Annotated in this window: 15 protein-coding genes; 6 read left to right on the forward strand and 9 right to left on the reverse strand. The window is 38.8% G+C overall.

Going from position 1 to position 17,632, the window contains the following annotated elements:
• Window positions 1-222: 222 nt before the first annotated feature.
• Both H5079_RS01110 and H5079_RS01115 read left to right on the forward strand, forming a co-directional pair.
• Complete coding sequence (locus H5079_RS01110) at window positions 223-1,227, forward strand: response regulator (RefSeq protein WP_011327894.1); 1,005 nt, start codon at window positions 223-225, stop codon at window positions 1,225-1,227.
• Window positions 1,228-1,232: 5 nt separating this feature from the next.
• The gene (locus H5079_RS01115) at window positions 1,233-2,204 is read left to right on the forward strand and encodes a diguanylate cyclase (protein ID WP_011327895.1); all 972 of its coding nucleotides are present in this window, start codon (window positions 1,233-1,235) and stop codon (window positions 2,202-2,204) included.
• Between the two features lie 78 nt (window positions 2,205-2,282).
• Here the strand turns inward: H5079_RS01115 and H5079_RS01120 are convergent, their stop codons facing one another.
• The 4 genes from H5079_RS01120 to H5079_RS01135 form a co-directional block, all read right to left on the reverse strand.
• Window positions 2,283-3,797, reverse strand: a complete 1,515-nt coding sequence (locus tag H5079_RS01120; protein ID WP_041454394.1) for a SpoVR family protein — start codon at window positions 3,795-3,797, stop codon at window positions 2,283-2,285.
• Between the two features lie 19 nt (window positions 3,798-3,816).
• Window positions 3,817-5,100 (reverse strand): YeaH/YhbH family protein, encoded by a 1,284-nt coding sequence (locus tag H5079_RS01125; RefSeq protein WP_058373133.1) that lies wholly within the window; start codon window positions 5,098-5,100, stop codon window positions 3,817-3,819.
• A gap of 30 nt (window positions 5,101-5,130) precedes the next feature.
• Window positions 5,131-7,053, reverse strand: coding sequence for a PrkA family serine protein kinase (locus tag H5079_RS01130; RefSeq protein WP_011327898.1), 1,923 nt, complete (start codon window positions 7,051-7,053; stop codon window positions 5,131-5,133).
• 210 nt (window positions 7,054-7,263) lie between these two features.
• Window positions 7,264-7,845, reverse strand: coding sequence for a superoxide dismutase (locus tag H5079_RS01135; protein WP_011327899.1), 582 nt, complete (start codon window positions 7,843-7,845; stop codon window positions 7,264-7,266).
• A 267-nt stretch (window positions 7,846-8,112) separates the two neighbouring features.
• Between H5079_RS01135 and H5079_RS01140 the strand changes: the two genes are divergently transcribed.
• Window positions 8,113-8,451 (forward strand): Grx4 family monothiol glutaredoxin, encoded by a 339-nt coding sequence (locus H5079_RS01140; RefSeq protein WP_004335359.1) that lies wholly within the window; start codon window positions 8,113-8,115, stop codon window positions 8,449-8,451.
• A 688-nt stretch (window positions 8,452-9,139) separates the two neighbouring features.
• Here the strand turns inward: H5079_RS01140 and recN are convergent.
• The 3 genes from recN to nadK all read right to left on the reverse strand — a co-directional run bounded on the left by recN (window position 9,140) and on the right by nadK (window position 12,408).
• Window positions 9,140-10,813, reverse strand: coding sequence for a DNA repair protein RecN (gene recN, locus H5079_RS01145; RefSeq protein WP_089368104.1), 1,674 nt, complete (start codon window positions 10,811-10,813; stop codon window positions 9,140-9,142).
• Window positions 10,814-10,888: 75 nt separating this feature from the next.
• Window positions 10,889-11,446, reverse strand: coding sequence for a hypothetical protein (locus H5079_RS01150; protein WP_089368105.1), 558 nt, complete (start codon window positions 11,444-11,446; stop codon window positions 10,889-10,891).
• Window positions 11,447-11,523: 77 nt separating this feature from the next.
• Window positions 11,524-12,408: an NAD(+) kinase gene (nadK, locus tag H5079_RS01155; protein WP_179806702.1), complete on the reverse strand. Its 885-nt coding sequence runs from the start codon at window positions 12,406-12,408 to the stop codon at window positions 11,524-11,526.
• Between the two features lie 167 nt (window positions 12,409-12,575).
• Between nadK and H5079_RS01160 the strand changes: the two genes are divergently transcribed.
• Together H5079_RS01160 and grpE are read left to right on the forward strand one after the other, a co-directional pair.
• On the forward strand, window positions 12,576-13,541 hold the full coding sequence (locus H5079_RS01160; protein WP_041454395.1) for an HrcA family transcriptional regulator: 966 nt from the start codon (window positions 12,576-12,578) through the stop codon (window positions 13,539-13,541).
• 57 nt (window positions 13,542-13,598) lie between these two features.
• The gene (gene grpE / locus H5079_RS01165) at window positions 13,599-14,210 is read left to right on the forward strand and encodes a nucleotide exchange factor GrpE (RefSeq protein ID WP_011327905.1); all 612 of its coding nucleotides are present in this window, start codon (window positions 13,599-13,601) and stop codon (window positions 14,208-14,210) included.
• A 27-nt stretch (window positions 14,211-14,237) separates the two neighbouring features.
• Here grpE and H5079_RS01170 read toward each other — a convergent pair whose 3' ends face one another.
• Window positions 14,238-15,440: a Bcr/CflA family efflux MFS transporter gene (locus tag H5079_RS01170; RefSeq protein WP_182677029.1), complete on the reverse strand. Its 1,203-nt coding sequence runs from the start codon at window positions 15,438-15,440 to the stop codon at window positions 14,238-14,240.
• A 401-nt stretch (window positions 15,441-15,841) separates the two neighbouring features.
• Between H5079_RS01170 and H5079_RS01175 the strand changes: the two genes are divergently transcribed.
• A complete protein-coding gene (locus tag H5079_RS01175; protein ID WP_011327907.1) occupies window positions 15,842-16,639 on the forward strand; it encodes a M48 family metallopeptidase in 798 nt (265 codons plus the stop codon).
• A 124-nt stretch (window positions 16,640-16,763) separates the two neighbouring features.
• Here H5079_RS01175 and H5079_RS01180 read toward each other — a convergent pair whose 3' ends face one another.
• A complete protein-coding gene (locus H5079_RS01180) occupies window positions 16,764-17,552 on the reverse strand; it encodes a nucleoside-binding protein (protein ID WP_182683246.1) in 789 nt (262 codons plus the stop codon).
• Between the last annotated feature and the right edge of the window lie 80 nt (window positions 17,553-17,632).

Here is a 17,632-nt window from a genome sequence, read left to right on the forward strand (position 1 = left end):
TATTTCCTTTTAGATTCAGGCTGTAATAGCGTTAAGTGTATTATACTGCGAAGTGCTCACCAAGCAGAAGAAGTAGATGCTTTTATTTATTAATCAAAAATTGTAAACAAGGTATACTTTGATATAACATACATATGTAAAAAATATGTATATAAAAAACAATAATTAAACCTTTATTAATGCAGTTTGATACCTATAACAGGGTCAAAATAGAGAGAGAATATGTCAACATCGGTACTAATATGTGATGATTCAAAATTAGCTAGACGCCAACTAGCTCGATCTTTACCAGTGGATTGGGATATTAAAATTGAATTTGCGCATGACGGTGTAGATTGTATAAACCAAATAAAAAAAATACAGCCAGAAATTCTTTTTCTTGATTTAAATATGCCGGAAATGGATGGTTATGAAGTACTCATAGCGATACGAGAGCTTGGTCTTAATGTGCTCACTGTGGTGGTTTCTGGCGATATTCAGCCGGCGGCACATGAGCGCGTATTAGAGCTAGGTGCAATTGATTTTATTCAAAAACCTTGCTCCGCAGAAAAGCTAGCCACTATTATTGAACATCATGGCATTAAAGACAAAGCAATGCGAGAGCGCCTTGCGCACTCGTTAGGTGAGCAGGTAGACCCTGATGTACGAGATATATACCAAGAGCTTACTAACGTGGCCATGGGGCAAGCAGGCGACCTACTCGCTAGGTTACTTAATGTATTTGTTAAGCTGCCCATACCTAATGTTAATATTCTAGAAGTAAATGAGCTTGATATGGCGCTGCGCTCAATTGATAACAGCACCTCAACCTCGGGTATCTGCCAAGGCTTTATAGGCGGCGGTGTTTCAGGGGAAGCATTACTACTTTTAAATGACTCGAGCTTTAAAGAAATAGCATCGCTAATGAACTACGACGGTGAGCTCAATGAAAAAGTAGAGCTAGAGCTGTTAATGGATATCAGTAATATACTTATTGGCGCTATTTTAACTGGACTCTCTAAACAACTTGATATGACATTTAGCCAAGGGCATCCCATAGTACTGGGTCAGCATAGAGATGTATCAGAGCTGGTTAAATCTAACAAACCACGTTGGCAACGTACCTTAGCAATCGAGATAAGTTACGGTATTGAAAACCACAATATAAATTGCGATTTGATGTTGTTATTTACCGAAGACTCACTAAAAACTTTGAAGTACAAAGTTGCCTACCTATTAGAAGATTAACGATTATGTCAGCTGATTTAAATATGAATGAAATCCATTGGTTAATGGATATGTTTAATACTGTTGATGTGGGCCTAGTGGTGCTCGACAGAGAATATAAAGTGTGTGTATGGAATGGTTTTATGGAAAATCATTCTGGATTACTGCCAAGCGCAGTTAAACACAAAGACTTATTTGATTTATTTCCCGCAATAGATGAAAAGTGGTTTAGAAGTAAATCTGAATCCGTGTTTGTACTAAAAAACCGCTCGTTTACAATTTGGGAACAGCAACCTTATATCTTTCGTTTTAAAAACTATCGGCCAATTACCGGCAAAGCTGATTATATGTACCAAAATGCCACCTTTATTCCACTAACAAATACCCGTGGTGATGTTGAGCATATATGTATTATTATTTACGATGTAACAGATGTAGCCGTTAATAAAAAAGAACTCGAACAGTTAAATAAAAAGCTTGAGCAAGTTAGTCAAACCGATAGCTTAACGCAGCTAGCTAACCGAGGGCACTGGGAACATACGTTACGCCAAGAGTTTTTGCGTACTAAACGCAGTGGTGGTTGCAGTACTTTATTAATGTTTGATATTGACCACTTTAAAAAAGTGAACGATGAGTACGGCCACAGTTGTGGTGACGAGGCATTGCGTCATATTGCAAAATTACTAAAAGGCACATTGCGCGAAACAGATATAGCAGGGCGCTACGGTGGTGAAGAATTTGCTATCACCTTACTCGATACTGATAAACAAGGTGCGATGATAATAGCCGAGCGTTTACGTGAACTAATAGCGGCAACCCCGGTGGCTTACAAAGATCAGCTAGTGAGTATGACGGTTAGTATTGGCATTGCCTCTTATAGTAATGAATTTAAAAACCATGAACGCTGGATTGAGGCTGCCGATAAAGCACTTTATAATTCAAAACACAATGGTAGGAATAGTATTACTATGTTTGACGATATAAAAAATGACGCCTAAGCGTCATTTTTTATATCGGTTAGTTAACGCAAGTATGCAGCGTTGCTTAATAAATCTATTATCCATAATCTAGATTATTTACTCCGTGGTATGGCGATAATCATCTATTGGACATTGACTAAGAATAGAAACTTCACCGCTACTCGACTCTTGCTCTAGCTTTACTTTAAATCCCCATAAACGGTAAAGATGTTTAAGTACTTCATCGTGTGAGTTAGCGAGCGGAATATTATTGTGCGGCACATAACGTAATGTAAGAGATCTGTCGCCTCTAATATCAACATTATAGATTTGAATATTAGGCTCGTGATTACTTAAATTATATTGCGCCGATAACGCCTCTCTCACTGCTTTATAGCCATTATCATCATGAATAGCACCTATTTCTAAATGAGGGTTATTTGTATGATCAACAATAGTAAATAATTTAAAGTCACGGATCAGTTTAGGTGATAAAAACTGGCTTATAAAACTTTCATCTTTAAAGTTTTGCATAGCAAAGTGCAGCGTGTCGAGCCAATTACTGCCAGCATACTGCGGGAACCAGCGTTTATCTTCCTCTGTTGGTTGCTCACAAATACGGCGAATGTCTACCATCATATTAAAGCCCAGAGCATAAGGGTTTATACCCGAGTAATATTGGCTATTATAAGGTGGTTGATAAATCACATTAGTGTGGCTTTGTAAAAACTCCATCATAAATGAATCAGTCAATTTTCCTTCGTCATATAAGTGATTCAAAATAGTATAATGCCAAAATGTAGCCCAACCTTCATTCATCACCTGGGTTTGTTTTTGCGGATAAAAATATTGCGATATTTTACGTACAATCCGAATGATTTCACGCTGCCATGACTCTAGCAATGGCGCATTTTTTTCAATAAAGTATAAAATATTTTCTTGTGGCTCTTGTGGAAAATGACGCTCATGCTTTTTAGCTTCTTGTTGTTGAGCTGGAATAGTGCGCCACAACTCGTTTACTTGTGATTGTAGATAGTCTTTTCGTTCTTGCTGGCGCTTTTGTTCTTCAAATAATGAAATACGTTGCGGGCGCTTGTATCTGTCTACGCCGTAATTCATTAGCGCATGACAAGAGTCGAGCAGGGTTTCTACCTCAGTAATACCGTATTTTTCTTCGCAGCGGCTAATGTACTTTTTAGCAAACAGTAGGTAATCGATAATTGAGCCGGCGTCGGTCCAGGTTTTAAATAAGTAATTCCCTTTAAAAAAAGAATTATGCCCATAACAAGCATGCGCCATAACCAGTGCTTGCATGGGCAGGGTGTTTTCTTCCATTAAATAGGCAATACATGGATCGGAGTTAATGACGATTTCGTAGGCTAATCCCATTTGACCGCGTTTATAATTTTGCTCAGTTTGAATAAACTTTTTACCGTATGACCAATGGCTATAGCCTATAGGCATACCAACGCTAGAATAGGCATCCATCATCTGCTCAGCGGTGATCACTTCAATTTGATTAGGGTACGTGTCTAAGCGATAGTGCTGTGCAACACGGGCTATTTCATCACGGTACTGGGCCAATAACTCAAAAGTCCAATCTGGGCCATCACTTATATGTTTATCCTTCATATTTACTACCTCGCTTAGGCTATGCAGCCCCTTGCTGCTGACGACCTTTTTTAAATAGCTCTCTAAAAATAGGGTAAATATCCTCAACGCTTTGAATATGTTGTATGGCAAAATTAGCATGGCTTTGGGTTATGTCTTGATACTCGCGCCATAAACTTTGATGCGCCCGTGTGGTTATTTCTATATAGGCAAAATAGCGCACTGCGTTTAATAATTTATTACGCAAAATTTGTCCACATTGCGGTGTGTCGTCTGCCCAGTTATCACCATCAGACGCTTGCGCGGCATACACATTCCATTGTTCAGAGTTGTAGCGCTCTTTAATTATTTCGTCCATGAGTTTAAGGGCACTCGAAACAATCGTGCCGCCGGTCTCTTGGGAGTAAAAAAACTCTTGTTCGTCAACTTCTTTAGCTTGCGTGTGATGGCGAATATATACCACTTCAATGTCTTTATAGCTGCGTGTTAAAAACTGATATAGCAAAATATAAAAGCGCTTAGCCATGTCTTTTGTGGCCTGATCCATAGAGCCAGACACATCCATAATACAAAACATCACGGCTTTGCTGGTAGGGTGAGGGCGTTTTTCGTAATTACGAAAACGTAAGTCGTAATTATCAATAAAAGGCACTGCCTTAATTTGCTTTTTAATCAGTTCAATTTCACTACTTAACAGCACAATAGCAGCTTTATCAGGATGTGCTTGTGCAAGTAAAATAACTAACTGAGCTTCAAGCTCTGCTAATAAACGCTTTTTACCTGCGCTCATGGCCACGCGCCGTGCTAACGAGCCTTTGAGTGAGCGTACAATATCAATATTACTTGGCATACCATCGCTGCAAAAACCAGCGCGATGAGTTTTCATTTGTACTAGTTTGTCGAGCTGATTTTCTTGCAAGTTTGGCAGCTCTAAATCCTCAAACAATAAATCTAAATATTCATCCTTTGAAATCGAAAATACAAATTCGTCTTGGCCTTCTCCCGAGTCGCTCGCTTCACCGCCTCCTGCGCCACCACCTTGCCCACCTTTAGGGCGCTCTACTTTATCGCCAGTAGAGAACTGATCGTTCCCTGGATGTATTTGTTCTCTATTGCCGCCTTTTCCTTGATGAAATGTAGGTTCGCTAATATCGCGTTGCGGAATAGAAATACTCTCTCCCGAACTTGCGTCGGTGACACTGCGTTTATTAATCGCATCAGAAACCGCTTCTTTAATTTGTTTTTTATAGCGCCTAATAAAGCGCTGGCGATTAAGCGTGCTTTTATTCTTTGCGTTTAATCGCCTATCTATAAAATGCGCCATTAATTACCTCCTAAACTACCAATATGAAGGTTATTGCGATTTTCTAACCCGTAAATACCATTCAGATAACAACCGCACTTGTTTTTGTGTGTAGCCTTTTTCGACCATACGATTAACAAAGTCTTCGTGTTTTTGCTGATCCTCGGCAGAGGTTTTGGTATTAAACGAAATAACGGGTAGCAAATCTTCGGTATTAGAGAACATTTTTTTCTCGATCACGGTGCGCAATTTTTCGTAGCTGGTCCACAGTGGGTTTTTACCATTATGGTGCGCTCGAGCCCTAAGCACAAAGTTTACTATTTCGTTACGAAAATCTTTTGGATTAGAAATACCCGCTGGCTTTTCTATTTTTTCAAGTTCTGCATTAAGGGCATCACGGTCAAATAGTTGGCCAGTATCGGGGTCGCGGTATTCTTGATCTTGAATCCAAAAGTCGGCGTAAATAACATAACGGTCAAAAATATTTTGTCCGTATTCAGAGTACGACTCTAAGTATGCGGTTTGCAGCTCCTTACCAATAAACTCCACATATTGCGGAATTAAATAGCCTTTTAAAAAGCTCAAATAACGCTCTTCGGTATCAGATGCAAACTGCTCACGCTCAATTTGTTGTTCTAACACATAAAATAAATGTACTGGATTCGCAGCAACCTCTAGGGTGTCAAAATTAAATACTCGCGATAAAATTTTAAAAGCAAAACGGGTAGAAAGTCCTGTCATACCTTCATCAACCCCAGCATAGTCTCGATACTCTTGATACGATTTAGCTTTAGGATCAGTGTCTTTTAGGGTTTCGCCGTCATACACTCGCATTTTTGAAAAAAGGCTCGAGTTTTCAGGCTCTTTTAATCGTGATAGCGTTGAAAACTGCGCTAAAATTTTAAGTGTTCCCGGGGCGCATGGCGCGTTGTACAACTCACTGTGTTGAAGTAGCTTATCGTAAATTTTAATTTCTTCGGTAACACGTAAGCAATAAGGAACCTTAACAATATATACCCGGTCTAGGAATGCCTCATTGTTTTTATTGTTTTTAAATGTTTGCCACTCAGATTCGTTAGAGTGGGCTAGTATCATGCCGTTAAAGGGCAGAGCACTAATACCTTCAGTACCGTTGTAGTTACCCTCTTGGGTGGCTGTTAGCAGAGGATGCAGTACCTTAATAGGCGCTTTAAACATCTCAACAAACTCCATTAAGCCCTGGTTTGCTAAACATAAAGATCCAGAGTAGGCGTAAGCATCGGGATCATTTTGTGCAAAATGTTCTAGTTGGCGAATATCTACTTTACCCACTAGTGCCGAAATATCTTGGTTGTTTTCATCCCCAGGCTCTGTTTTGGCAATCCCTATTTGATTTAAAATAGAAGGGTAGCGTTTAACCACTTTAAATTGGCTAATGTCGCCATTAAATTCTTTTAAGCGTTTTCCGGCCCAAGGCGACATAATAGTTTTCAAATAGCGTGGTTTAATGCCGTATTCTTGTTCAAGTAATTTAGCATCTTCAATCGGATCGAATAATGACAGCGGGTGGTCGTTTACAGGGGAGCCTTTAATAGAATAAATGGGTACTTGTTGCATCAAGTATTTCAGTTTTTCGGCAATAGATGATTTACCACCACCAACCGGACCCAATAAATAAAGAATTTGTTTACATTCTTCTAGGCCTTGAGAGGCGTGTTTTAAATAAGAAACAATTTGTTCGATGGCATCTTCCATACCATAAAAATCAGCAAAGGCAGGGTAGCGTGCTACTACACGATTAGAAAATAATCGACTTAAGCGTGCGTCTGTTGCTGTGTCTATCATTTGTGGCTCGCCAATTGCCATTAGTAGGCGCTCAGGGGCACTTGCGTAGGCAGATTTGTCGGTTTTACAAATATCTAAAAACTCAGCAATACTGTACTCTTCTTCTTGTCCAGCTTCGTATCGTGCTTGGTAATGATCAAAAATCGTCATAAAGACCTCCAAAACCCACTTTAAAAATAGCTTAACTTCTTAAAGTCTAGTCACGATTTTGAATTTTTGTGCAATAAAATTAAAAATTTATATTAAAAATTATGATCTTGACTTTTTAATATAAGAGGTACTTGTACAAGGAGATGGTAATTTACCAAGCATAAAAAAAGACGCCGCAGCGTCTTTTTAAATTTAGCTTTTAAGGGCTAATTAAGCGAAGTTAGCGTTCGCGAATTCCCAGTTAACTAGCGACCAAAAACCTTTAAGGTAATCTGGACGAACGTTACGGTAATCGATGTAGTAAGCGTGTTCCCATAAATCCACAGTTAGGATTGGAGTAACGCCATCATCAGTTAATGGTGTAGCAGCGTTAGAAGTGTTAACTATGTCTAGTGAACCATCAGCTAGTTTAACTAACCAAGTCCAGCTAGAACCAAAGTTATTAACTGCTTTGTCGTTTAATGCTTCTTTAAATGCATCAAAAGAGCCCCATTTAGCATTGATTGCATCAGCAACCGCGCCAGTAGGTGCACCACCGCCATTTGGCGATAAACTGTTCCAGTAGAACGTATGGTTCCAGATTTGTGCAGCGTTGTTAAACACGCCACCGTCTGATGAACATACGATTTCTTCAAGAGATTTGTTTTCAAACTTAGTGCCTGGGATCAAACCATTAAGTTTAACAACATAAGTGTTGTGGTGTTTACCATGATGAAACTCAAGAGTTTCTTTTGAAATATGCGGCTCAAGTGCATCAATTGCATATGGTAGTGACGGTAGTTCAAATGCCATTTTTTATCTCCATCTTCTTTTAGTTAATAGTCCATTTAGTAATACGTAATGCCTGTTGGAACAGGCCAGTTATCTATACCAAACGGGAATATAGTGTTACTATAATTGTTGAGTATTCTACTCAAGTTTTAGCAAACAGCAATGCTATTGCTAAAGACTATTTCAATTGCGGCTTTATTTGCCCATTTTAAGTTATAGATCTATGGTCTCACTGAGTTATTTTCAAGGCCTTAGGTATATTAAATTATCGTCATTTTGAGGTTGTAGATGGAAACCATTGATAAAATTAAACAGCAAATTTCAGAAAACCCAATAATCCTTTTCATGAAAGGATCGCCTAAGTTGCCTAACTGTGGTTTTTCTTCACAAGCATCGCAAGCGTTAATGTCATGTGGTGAACCATTTGCATATGTTGATATTTTACTTAATCCAGACATTCGTGCTGAGCTTCCTGCTTATGCAAATTGGCCTACATTCCCACAGTTATGGGTAGATGGCGAATTAGTTGGTGGTTGTGATATTATCATCGAAATGTTTCAGCGTGGTGAATTACAACCATTAATTACTGAAACAGCAGCTAAATATAAAGAAGCTGACGCAGAATAATATCTCGATAAGCACGCTTTTTAAGGTGTATTGATACAAAATTTTGCTAAAACAATAAAACCACTTTTATAGTGGTTTTATTGTTTTTTATTAATCGTTTCTTATCGATAAATTAATCATTAAAAACTTACCAGCCAAACCAAATTAGACGTGCGTAAATGCTGCAACATTAGCTTTTAGACTTAAAAAGTTGAGTAGCTCAGCAATAAAATACCTACTAAAAGCCAACATCAAAGCACCACATTAAAACGCTTTACCCCACTGTAAGTACTTTATTTATTGCTTGAATAAAATACAGTAATACTTAGTCCATAGAAAAATGATCTAATGAGGGTCTGCCTTTTGCTTTTGCGCGTTTTAAACCTAAATAACAGGCTAAATTACATAGCAATTGCAATGTAATTATTACCCCACAAATAATAATAAAATTGTTCAAAGTGGCTGTTGTATTATTCATTATAAAAAACAGCGTGATCAATAACTGCCATACCAATGCTGTATTTAAATAGCGCAATAAAATCTGCTTAAAGTGAGTATGTTTAAAGGTACTCAAAATTAGAAAAACAAGGCTAACGATTAACACTAACCAGCCCGCAGTTAAACAAAAGTAGGCAACTGTATTTTGCATTTTAATCCTTAACTCTTAACCCTACTAACCACATATTAAAATAAACGTATAAAAGTAATATTAAGCGTGTGCCATTATTAGCTCTTTAGCATTTGCTTTTGCTGTTTTACTTATATTATCACCCCCTAATAGGCGTGCTATTTCGTTAACTCTGCCATCTTTGTTTAAAGGCTGCATATGGGTAAAAGTTTCTCCATTTGCTATTTCTTTAGCAACAAAAAACTGTTGATGCGCACTGCTGGCTACTTGCGGTAAATGGGTAACACAAATCACTTGGGTAGACTTACCTAATTGACGCAATAACTTACCAACAGCAGAGGCCGTTGGGCCGGAGATCCCCACATCAACTTCATCAAAAATAAGGGTAGGTGTTGTGACTTTTTGCGCAATAATTACCTGAATAGCTAAACTTATACGCGACAGCTCACCACCCGATGCAACCTTTGCTAATGGTTGTAATGGTTGTCCTGGGTTAGTTGATACTAAAAACGATACATTGTCGTAGCCTAAGCTATTTGGTGCGCGTTCGGTTTCTTGAGTTAGGGCAATTTCAAATATGCCGTTTTCCATTGACAGGTTTGCCATGCTGTTACTAATTAAGCGGTTTAGTGTATTAGCATACTCACGGCGGCTTTGGCTTAGCTGTTCACTAGCATGTTGATAATGGCTAAGTGTGTTTTCAATTTCAGATTCTAACTGCTCTAAGCGAGAGCTGTTATTGCTAATAGACTCGAGTTCTTGACTAATAGCTTGATGAAACTCAACCAATGCCTGTGGTTTAATATGGTGTTTACGCGCTAAATCCATAGCGCCGCTTAATCTGTTTTCTACCTCCACCAAGCGAGCAGGATCTAAATCGGCCTGCTCAGTGTAACTGCGCACTTCTCGGCTAGCTTCTTCTACTTGTACTGCGGCCTCTGCAAGCAATGTAGCTACACTTGCTAATGTTTCATCATATTGTGCCAGCTCAGAAAACTGTTGCGCGCTGTGTTGCAATAACGAACAAGCATTTTGCTCATCACTTTCGTATAAATGCTGTAACTCACGCTGACACGTTTCTAAAATCGTTTGGCTATTACTTAACTTGTAATGCTCAGCTTCTATTTGTTCAAACTCACCTTCTTGTAGGGCAAACTCGTTAAGTTCTGCTACTTGGTATTCTAATAGTTGTTTTTGCGCAGCTTGCTGCTGCTGTTGTTGTTGTAAGTGTTTAAATTCTTTTTGTAAATTAGCAAATTGCTTATAGCTTTGGCTAACGCCACTGACCAAATTATGATGTCCGGCATAGGCATCTAGTAGCTGCAGTTGATGCTCGGCTTTTAACAAGTGTTGGTGGGCATGTTGGCCATGAATCGAAATTAAATACTGGCCAAGCTCTTTTAGTTGCGCTGCTGTTACAGCGCTGCCATTAATGTAGCTTTTGCTGCGGCCATTTTTACACACCACGCGGCGCAATAAACATTCGTTATCGGTGTTACTCAACATATTTTGTTCTAAAAAAGCATGAGCGAGGGGTAAATTACTTAAATCAAATTGCGCGCATACTTCCGCTTTATCTGTGTTTGGGCGCACAGCTGAGGCTTCGGCGCGCTCGCCTAAACATAGCGAAAGGGCATCAATAGCAATCGACTTACCCGCACCCGTTTCACCGGTAATTGCGGTCATGCCGTTTTGCCACTCTGTACTTAAATTACTTACAATTGCGAAATTTTTAATTTCTAAACCAATTAACATACTGTTTATCCATCCAGTCAATTGACTGTTAATTTATACAGTGTTTTGGTTTTTTGCAAATTAAATTTTTATGACTTACGCAATTTCTTCATCTTGAATAATTTTAGAATGGCTATTAGTTTCGCTTGTTTCGTCAGCATTATTAATATTATCAGCGAGTTGTTCTATGTCTTCTGTTTTAATATTAACAATAAGGGCGGGTAAAATAGTTTGATAAAAAGTCTTGTTATATAAAATACCTTGCAAGGGAAGTTCCGCTACAAAGTACTGGATATTATCGACTAAATTTTGAGAAACATTGCTTTGATAAGTTTTAATTAACTCGTTCGACAGTATATTAATAAGTAAATCGGCAGTACTTTCTAACTGGTTTAGGTTTTCATCCGTGTGAGCTTGCACCACAAAAAAATTGCTTACAATGGCTTGTATACGTGGCAGGTATTTGGGTCGGATAAGCTTAGCGTCAAGTAACTCATTGAGCTTTAGCTTTAAGCGAGTATTAACTTGTGATACTCGAGCATTAAAAAGCTTTTTTTTCGCTTCGATTGCTTTTTTACGGTTATTTTCAACAATTAAATAACTAGCTAATAATGTAATTAATAATAATAAAGCAAAAAAAACAATATAAGTCATTGCCGCACAATCCTGATTTGGTTAGCTATTTTATAAAAAATATATTTTGCTCTAAAGCACGATACTTAGCAATAAAATTAGTATAAACGACTGCCCCAATTGAGCTTTTGGCGTAATACGTTGTAATAAGAGTAATTTTTAGGATGAATAAGGCGCAGCTTTTTATCGGCTTTTTTAATGACTACCTCATCACCAGGTAAAACGGCGAGTACCACATGGCTGTCGCAGCTAACTTGCAAACTATCGGTGTTCTCAAGGCTTAGTTTTAAGCGTACTTCGTTATCGGCATCAACTACCAGAGGTCGGCTCGATAAAGTATGTGGAAACATAGGCACTAGCGCTATTGCGTTAAGCTCAGGAGTAAGAATAGGGCCGCCCCCCGATAGTGAATAAGCAGTTGAGCCGGTAGGGGTAGATACAATAAGTCCATCAGAGCGCTGAGAAAACACAAAGTCGTTATTTATAAAGGCTTCAAACTCAATCATATGCGCTACTTTGTCGGCATGTAAAACAGCTTCGTTTACAGCCGAGTTTGCACTTTTAAGTTCGTTATGACGATACACTTCTACTTCGAGTAAGAAGCGCTTTTCTTCAATATACTCACCGCTGAGTACCTGCTCTAAACTGGCTTCGAAACCCTCGGGGTTTAAATCGGTTAAAAACCCAAGGTTGCCTCGGTTTACACCTATAACGGCTATATCAAAGCGTGCTAATACACGCGCTGCGCCAAGCATATTGCCATCGCCACCTACTACAATGGCTAAATCAGCTTGTTCACCTAAGTCGACCAGTTTAACTAACTTATTTTTTGGTATATCAATAAGTTGGCTTCCTGTGCGTTTTTCTACAATAACTGTAAAACCAAGCGCAAGTAAAAATGTATGCAGGCGCTGCAACGTTGCCGCCGCATCTGGATGATTTGGTTTACCAATAAGGCCGATAGTGCGAAAAGGAGAATCCATAATAAATACACAGCAAGTTTTAATATTTGTAGAGTAACCTAAAACAGAAGTGTTTGAAAATACAGATCGTTAGCAATACTGCAATGAATTAATCTTGCAGCTCATTAATTTACGTGCCGTGTAGCTAATGACTTGAAATTAAGAAGCTCTGCCCCGATATAAAGCACATGAGACAAGATGCAGTAACCATGAAACTAAACCCACGAGATCAACAAATTTTTGCGGCTGTAATGAGCACGTATTGTAATGGTGAAGGTTTACCTGTGCCATCAACAAAAATTGCCAAGCTAAAAGGTATGGCAGTTTGCTCAGCTACAGTACGTAATGCCATGGCACGTTTAGAGAAAGTGGGCTTGCTCTACTCACCCCACACATCAGCGGGGCGCGTGCCAACAGACTACGGATTTGATTATTGGTTTGAGGAATTTTTTGCACTCGCCGACATAGCTAATTACTGGCAACCTGCGCAAACACAATTAGTTGAATTAGCGCATGGTTTAAGTCAGCGTTATCAGGTGTGTTGTTGTGTTGGTTTGCCACAGGTACGCTCGCAACAAGTATTTAGAGTGGAAGTGCTCGATTTTGATTCCACGGATTGGTTAATCTTATTAATAGACAGAGCAGGGCAAAGTCATAACATTTGTATTAATAAGCCCGATGATGCAAGTGATACTGTGCGTTATCAGTTTGCCACGTGGTTAAATACGGTATTTAGCCAACAAACCTTAATAGAAGGCTTGTACCGTATGCAGGCAATGGCTAATACTGCACCGCGTAACTGTCATGATTCACTCAACCAATGGACGCGTGAACTAAGCCAAAAGCTTGGCTCTGATAATAGTATTGTGGTTGGTGAAAACTATTTGTATAAACAAATAGATTGCGAGCAAAGCCTAAACATTGGGGTGTCTTTTTTAAATTTTGTCGAAGACAAGCTAGTATTTAAAAATGGGGTGTCGGTACTTAATACTGAAAACCTACCTTTTTCAGAGTGTAACGAATTGATTGTGATTAGCTTGCCGTACTTTCAAAATCAAGAATATCAGAGTCGTTTTTGTGTAATTTGTCCAAAATCAGCGCCAATCGAAAAAATAATCCAAGAATTTAAATTAATTGAGACATCTAACTCTTGAATCTTTTAATTCAATCCCCATAATTACCGCAGTTGTAAAGAATTGGAGCACATATTTATGTCTGAGCAGAGACAAAACCCAGAACAAGAAGTAGAACTAAACGAAGACCTAGCAAAAATGGAAGCTGATGTTGAAGCCGCTGTACAAGCAGCAGAAGAACACGCAGAGCAAGAGCAAAGCCCTGAAGCCGAAATTGCAATGTTATATGCAGAGCTTGAAGTAGCAAAGCAAACAATAGCAGATCAAAAAGACGGTGTAGTTCGCGCCGCTGCTGATGTTGAAAACATGCGTCGTCGTGCAGCACAAGATGTAGAAAAAGCACATAAATTTGCACTAGAGAAGTTTGCTAACGAATTACTCCCGGTTATTGATAACTTAGAGCGCGCAATTGAGTTTTCTGATAAAGAAAACGAAACGCTAAAACCTGTGCTAGAAGGTATTAGCATGACGGTAAAAAGCTTTAACGATGCTGTTGCAAAATTTGGCGTTGAAATTGTTAACCCACAGGGTGAGCAGTTTAATCCAGAGTTTCATCAAGCTATGTCAATTCAGCCAAGCAACGATGTATCGCCAAATACAGTATTAGCGGTAATGCAAAAAGGCTACACCTTAAACGGACGTTTATTGCGCCCAGCTATGGTTATGGTATCTAAAGCAGCTGACGCTTAAGTTGTTATTAATGATTTAAAAAATGCCTCAATTTGAGGCATTTTTTTTGCTATTTAAATAGTGAACCAATTGCACTAAAACAGTTAGTATTACAGCACCAAACATCAAGCTTGAAAAAGGCACGGCACTTTTAGCATGTAGTATAGCTAATAGGGGGCCGACCAAAGCACCGCTACCAAAGCGTAACGTACCAATAACTGCGGTTGCTGTGCCTGTATTTGCTTCAAACTTCATTAAAATAAGTGAGTCAGCATTACTGGCTATTATGCCTAAGCTCATCATAAGTGGTGCAATAGCACCAACAATAAAGTAAAGCGACAGCTGCATAATACTAAAAGTAAGTAACGCAGCGCCCGAAAGTAAGCCAAATATTAATCCGTAGTAGAGCATTTTACGAGAGCCAATTCGCGGCACAATACGAGTATTTAAAAAATTCCCAAACATAAGTGCTATAACGTTAAATGCAAACAAAATGCCAAATAACTGCTCTGATACTTTAAATAAGTCTAAATATACAAACGGTACTGAGGTTAAAAAACAAAAAAATCCAAACGATACAAACATAGAGCTTAAAATGTCGGCACGTGCATCTTTGTTACTCAGTATTATTTTATAACTATTAAAAAATAATGGCAGCCCTTTAAGGTCATTTTTAAAAATAGGAATGTCGATTAAATACACATGCACAAAAGCTAAAATAATAAAGCTGTAGGCCGCTAAAATTAAAAAGATGGTAGACCAAACAGAAAACCCTAAAATAAGCGAACCAATTGAAGGTGCAAGTAATGGCGCTACCATCATAATCATCGATACATAAGACATACCTTTGGCGGTGTTTTTTTGGTAAATATGCCTAATTATCCCAGGAACTACCACGGTTGCCGCTGCACCGGTAAATGCCTGTACGGTACGCAAGACCCAAAATGCATATATATCGGTAGTAAAGGCAAGTGCTAATGACGTTATACCAAATAAAGTTAAGCCAATTTTAGCCAATTTACGGCGACCAATTTGATCGGCAATAGGGCCAAAAAATAACATCCCTAATGCATAGCCCGCTAAATAAATACTTAACGATATTTGTACGTTAGGCATACTGGTTTGTAAGTCGCCCGCAATAACTAACATTGCCGGTAAATACATATCAATAGCTAAAGGCGTAATTGCCACAATACTAGCTAGTAAAGGCAATAAAATACGGGTGTTAAAAGACGAAGCCGATGCAGGCATGTATAAACTCAATCATTACTAAACAGGATGTATAGTGTAACAGGGCATGCTGATTGGATAAACTTAGTTTGCCTGCTAAGTTAATTGTAATGGGTAAATAACCTGAGATCCGGATAATAAACCTATCTCGAGCAGCTATTTTCAGCGCTAACTGCGTTGAATTTACTTGCAATAGGCCAGCTATTGACGCGTAAATTTGCCTTATTTTCACTGAAAATCTCTGGCTAGAGAAAATAAAATTAAATATAACTATGATTCAATACGTTAGTAAATCTCTTAACCAGAGTTCAGGTTAAATAAACAACAAAATTTTATTGTTACTTGCTAAAAAGCAATTATTTTAAACTGCGGTGGTATTTGCTATTCTAGCGCTAACAAAAAATATGATTTGAGGGAATATAATGAAAAAACTCGTGATAGCTATATTAGCTACTGCAGTGCTGGCTGGCTGTAAAACATCACCAACAGGGCGCACCCAAATTGCGCTTTATTCTGATCAACAAATGAGTGAAATGGGCACAGCCAGTTTTGCTGAGATGAAAAAAAATCAGCCAATCAATAAAAATCCACAAACTAACGCGTATGTAAATTGTATTGCCGAGCAAGTAGTGGCTGTTTTACCTAAGCAGTACGCTTCGCAAAAATGGGAAGTAGTGGTATTTGAAGACGACTCAGCGAATGCGTTTGCATTGCCAGGCGGTTACATTGGTGTGCATACGGGGCTGCTAAAAGTGGCTACTAACCAAGACCAAGTGGCTACAGTGCTTGGCCATGAAGTAGGGCATGTAATTGCAGAGCATTCGAACGAGCGTGTATCGCAAAGCTCAATGCTACAAACCGGCATGCAAATTGGCGGTGCAGCTCTTGAAATGGGTAATGTTGGGTATCGTAACGAAATTATGCAGGGTTTGGGCTTGGGTGCACAATACGGTGTTGTATTGCCGTTTAGTCGTTCGCACGAATCAGAAGCTGACGAAATCGGCTTGGATTTAATGGCGCAAGCTGGTTTTGATCCAAAAGAGTCAGTTACTTTATGGCAAAATATGAGTAAAGCGGGTGGTGGCGCAACACCTGAGTTTTTATCAACTCACCCAGCACCAGCAAGCCGAATTAAAGACTTGCAAGCACAAATGAGCCAAGCTTTAGGTGAGCAAAAAACAGCAAGAGCACAGGGTAAAAACCCACAATGTAAGCTGTAATTTAGTTTAACTACAAATAAAAACCCTGTAAGTAATTTACTTACAGGGTTTTTATATTCAGTGCTAATCTTTATTTATTGAGTAAAGAGCTATTAGGGAGTCCATATAAGACCCTAGTTAAAGCTTAAAAAGTCCACTCAACATGAAGTTGTGGTACCGATTCTGTAACATCAGTGCCAAATTTGTTATGCCAATATTGCCACTCCATCCCTAGCAACAGAGTGTTTTCTTTCATTTCAAGGGCATGGCCTAAATCCCAGGTAATAATAGGCTGCGCTAAAAACCACGCACGCACATCTTGACCAAATTCATTTTCACGCTCAGCAATGTACTCAACATGGCCCTTTACATTAAACTTTTGCGTGCCGATCATAAAAGGGTAATCAAACGCAACATCAAACATCCAGCTATTAGTTTCTATAGGTGCACCACCTTTTGCTACGCCTTCACTGTCATCAATGTAGGCAGTTACCAATGTCTGAAAAAAGTTAAAACCAGGTACATCCCAGCTTAATTTAACACCCGGTAAATATTTCATTACCTTGGCGTCTCCTGCTACGTTAATACCGGCAGTTAAACCAACATCAATTAACGCGCCTGAACCAATCTGTTGGCCGGTAATAGCTGATAGGCTAACGGTTGAATACCATTCGCCATAAAAATCACGGTCTTGAAAACCGTCTTCAAGGTCGTCTTTACTGTAATCAATAAAGAAAAAATTATCGCCGTAATCATAACCAGATGCGTGCTGAATTGAATACACAGCGGTATCTGACTCTTGCTCTGTGAATGGATTTGTTTGCTCGCCATAATTAATGTGTAGAGCAGTACTGCTCCAGTTAGCAGCAATAGCAGAGGTAGATAAAGCGCAAGTGCTTAAACATAAAGCGGGAAGTAATTTTTTTAGTTTCATAATACTAATTAGTGTGACACGCGGGAGCGCTATTATAAGCAAAGGGGAGTGGTTTGTTAATTATTATATTACTGTGTTGT

Origin of the sequence: Pseudoalteromonas sp. SG44-5, assembly GCF_014164175.1 — a bacterium.
Classification (GTDB): Bacteria; Pseudomonadota; Gammaproteobacteria; order Enterobacterales; family Alteromonadaceae; genus Pseudoalteromonas; species Pseudoalteromonas nigrifaciens.